Below are 3107 nucleotides of genomic sequence, written 5' to 3' on the forward strand. Positions count from 1 at the left end.
GCCCCATTGGGTCGGATGCAGGTCGCGCGCCTCGAAGTGGGGCTGCGAGCGCGTGAGCGGCGAGATGACGCGGCGAAGGTGCGAGATCGTGGCGAGGTTGCACGTTCGGTCCAGAAGCTGCGAGACGCCCGCGCGCCCGCCCACCCAGTTGCCCGTGGCAAGGGCGTGCAGGAGGCGCTGCGAGAGGACGTCCGAGCGGACGGCCGTGGAGACCTTGAGCTCGCGGTTGCGGTTGTGCGCGCGCTCGAGCTGGTACTTGAGGTCCTTGACAAGGCCCGTGAAGGCGACGCGGAAGAGATCCTCCATGAGGTCTCCGGCGAGCTTCAGGCGCTTGTTCGCGTAGTGGTCCTTGTCGTCCTCGCGGACAAGGCCGAGCGAGAGCTCGAGCACCGAGCGGGCCATGCGCCCGAGGAAGATCGCCTTCTTCATGCGATCGTCGGGGTCGTTGCCAAGGTGCGGCAGGAGCGAGCGGTCCATGAGGCTCTCGACGCGCTTGATGCGGTACTCCTTGGCCTGGCCGCCGGCGAGCTTCTTGCCGAGGAAGGCGATGGCCTCCTCGGAGTTCGAGACGCCGTGCTCGTTCACGGCGTCCTCGAGGTTCGAGAGGACAAAGGGCATCATCTCGGGCTCGGTCACGATCGAGGAGACGATCTCCTCGTCGCTCTCCATGCCCAACGCACGCAGCACGACCACGAGCGGGATCTGGCCCGAGGCGGCCGGGACGGACACCATGAGCGTGCCGTCCTTCTTCTTCTCCACGATGATGAGCGCGCGGTAGCCCTCGCGCTGCGAGAAGACCTTCGCCACCTCGACCTCGCGGCCGTAGCGCTTGTTGTACTCGACGAGCACGCGGTTGGGCGCGAGGTCCTCCATGGTGATGAGGACCCGCTCGGTGCCGTTCACGATGAAGTAGCCGCCGGGGTCAAGCGGGTCCTCCTGGAGCTCGAGCAGGCGCTGCCGGTACTCCTCGGGCGACAATTGCGTTCCCTCGTAGCGCTCGAGGTTGGGCTTGGTGATGTTGCACTTGCTCGACTTCACCATGATCGGCATGTCGCCGATGCGGACCTCCTCGGGCTCGTGCTCGACGCCCTCGATGATGGGGATGAACTCGAGGAACATGGGCGCCTCGTACGTGAGGTTGCGGAGGCGCGCCTCCATGGGCGTGAGAAGACGCGTCGAGCCGTCCGCCTCCTTCACGATGGGGTTGCCCACGCGGATCTTGCCGAGCTTGACCTCGTAGCCCTCGATGTCCGTCTTGATGATGCCCCGCTCGGTCTCCTCGTCGCCGACCTTGATGTTGTCGATGATGCGCTGGAGCCAGTGGTCGAGGAAGTCGTTGTAGCTCATGAGGTGGTGGTTGGCGATCGAGCGCTCCTTGTAGAACGAATCGACGAGCTGACGCATGGCCGCCATGATTCTCAGCCCTCCACCACGAGACGGTAGACGATCGCCTCGCCGGCCGTGGGCGAGTTGCGGCGGATCTTCAGCACCTGGCCCGGGCGCGCCTTCACGGCCTTCACGACGGGATCGCTCGTGAGGATCTTCGGAAGCTGCTCGGGGTAGATGTGGTAGGTCTCGAGGATCTTCTTCGCCTCCGCCTCCGCGAGGATCGCGTGGCGAGGGACGAGCTCGTGCTTCATGACGTCGAACTTCTTGACCAAATCAACACCCCGAGTGGAACGAGTTCAAGCTGGACGAGCGTGCGGTTGCGAGACTCCCGGACTGCATGGTTGGGCCGATCTCCATGGGATTCCGTTCTCCTCGCATGGTAGGGGGAGCGCGAGGGGGAAGGCCGAAACCTTCCCCCTCGCTTTCCTCCAGGAGCGTGTGCGACGTCGCGCCGTGCGCGCGTCGTGGGCCGTTTCGGCCCGCGATGATCGCGTCTTGCGGGGACGCGCCCATCGCACCAGCGGGCTCAGTGGGATTCGAACCCACGACCAACCGGTTAAAAGCCGGATGCTCTACCTGGCTGAGCTATGAGCCCAGATCGCTTTGCACCCGGCTTGACCGACCGGTCGCGGCCTGCGCCGCTTGCGCGAAGCTCCTACGAGACAAGAAGGGAAGTCGCTTGATGGAGGACCCTGCGAACACAAGGCTCCCGTCCATCGACCCCACCTGCACCGCCTTGGACCTCTCGCGCGACGACGATTCCGTGACTGGCTCTCGCCTTGCCGGCGTCCGCCGACATACGGGCTGGGGTATTTGAAGGTTATGGCGGCCGGGGCGGGGTTCCGGGGGCCGACCGTGGAGGCCCGCCCGAGGCGTGCCCATCGAAAACATTACTGCGCAATTGCGCAGTAACCGCGTCCGCCAGCTTTATCTATCGTCATCCTATAGCCGCCCCCCATGCAATCGACCGCGACGGCTCGCGTGACCGACTCCTGCACGTCGTGCGGAAAGCGCCTCATCGAGCGCGGCACGACGAGCTTCCTCTGCCCCTCGTGCGGAAACGGCAAGATCGGCCGCTGCGTGCAGTGCCGCGACCAGGGCGTGACGTGGGCCTGCGGCGAGTGCGGGTTCGCCGGTCCGTAGGTGGTTCCATGGGCACCGTCGTCGCGCTCATCCGCGTCCTTCCCGACAGCCCGCAGGTCGACCGCGAGAAGCTCAAGACCGAGATCCGCGCCGCGATCCCCGGGCACGTGAAGCTTCAGAGCATCGCCGAGAAGCCCATCGCCTTTGGCCTTGTCTCGCTTGCCGTCACGATCACGCTTCCCGACGGAAGCCCCGGCGGCGCCGACGCCGTCCAGGACATCCTGGCGAAGCTCCCCAACGTGCAATCTGCGGAAACGACAGACGTCGGCCTTCTCTGAAGCCGCGGCCTTCTCTAGGACGTCTCGTACAGCAGGTGGAGCTGGATTCCGGCCTGCAGCGCCATCGTCCGAGCCTTGGCCACCGTGGTGCCGACCACGGCGCTGCCGCCGCCCAGGTGCGTGAGGATTCCCACGGGAGCCACGCCCCGCAGGCCGCCGCTTGCGTCGGGCGCGCACGTGACGACGGCCGATCCGGAATCGCCGGGCGCGGCGGCAAGCGCCGCGCTCCACGAGCCGGCCGCGTCGTTTTGCGAAAGCCCGAGGCCCGCGCGGGTCATGGTGGCGACCGTCTCGCCG

The 3107-nt window shown here is 66.4% G+C and carries 5 protein-coding genes and 1 tRNA gene; 2 read left to right on the forward strand and 4 right to left on the reverse strand.

Annotated features, from left to right (window positions below; all coding sequences use genetic code 11):
• The 3 genes from VM681_05650 to VM681_05660 all read right to left on the reverse strand — a co-directional run.
• Nucleotides 1-1413 (reverse strand): DNA-directed RNA polymerase subunit B'' (locus VM681_05650; protein ID HVL87473.1); only part of this gene is annotated, 1413 nt, incomplete at its 3' end.
• A 5-nt stretch (nucleotides 1414-1418) separates the two neighbouring features.
• On the reverse strand, nucleotides 1419-1661 hold the full coding sequence (locus VM681_05655; GenBank protein HVL87474.1) for a DNA-directed RNA polymerase subunit H: 243 nt from the start codon (nucleotides 1659-1661) through the stop codon (nucleotides 1419-1421).
• A gap of 249 nt (nucleotides 1662-1910) precedes the next feature.
• A tRNA-Lys gene (locus tag VM681_05660) sits at nucleotides 1911-1984 on the reverse strand.
• 362 nt (nucleotides 1985-2346) lie between these two features.
• Between VM681_05660 and VM681_05665 the strand changes: the two genes are divergently transcribed.
• Together VM681_05665 and VM681_05670 are read left to right on the forward strand one after the other, a co-directional pair.
• Entirely contained in the window at nucleotides 2347-2532 is a 186-nt protein-coding gene (locus tag VM681_05665) for a zinc finger domain-containing protein (protein ID HVL87475.1), read from the forward strand.
• An 8-nt stretch (nucleotides 2533-2540) separates the two neighbouring features.
• Nucleotides 2541-2810 carry an elongation factor 1-beta gene (locus tag VM681_05670; GenBank protein HVL87476.1) on the forward strand — a complete coding sequence of 90 codons (270 nt, stop codon included), beginning with the start codon at nucleotides 2541-2543 and terminating at the stop codon, nucleotides 2808-2810.
• A gap of 14 nt (nucleotides 2811-2824) precedes the next feature.
• On the opposite strand, the gene VM681_05675 is transcribed toward VM681_05670, so the two are convergent.
• Nucleotides 2825-3107, reverse strand: a 283-nt coding sequence (locus tag VM681_05675; GenBank protein ID HVL87477.1) for a hypothetical protein, incomplete at its 5' end; no start/stop codon positions are given.

The sequence above is a fragment of the Candidatus Thermoplasmatota archaeon genome (assembly GCA_035541015.1).
GTDB lineage: Archaea > Thermoplasmatota > SW-10-69-26 > JACQPN01 > JAIVGT01 > DATLFM01.

What these genes read in the sequence shown, in the direction of transcription:
- VM681_05665 (HVL87475.1), top strand. Translation starts at nt 2,347, where the DNA reads ATGCAATCGACCGCGACGGCTCGCGTGACCGACTCCTGCACGTCGTGC.
- VM681_05670 (HVL87476.1), top strand. Translation starts at nt 2,541, where the DNA reads ATGGGCACCGTCGTCGCGCTCATCCGCGTCCTTCCCGACAGCCCGCAG.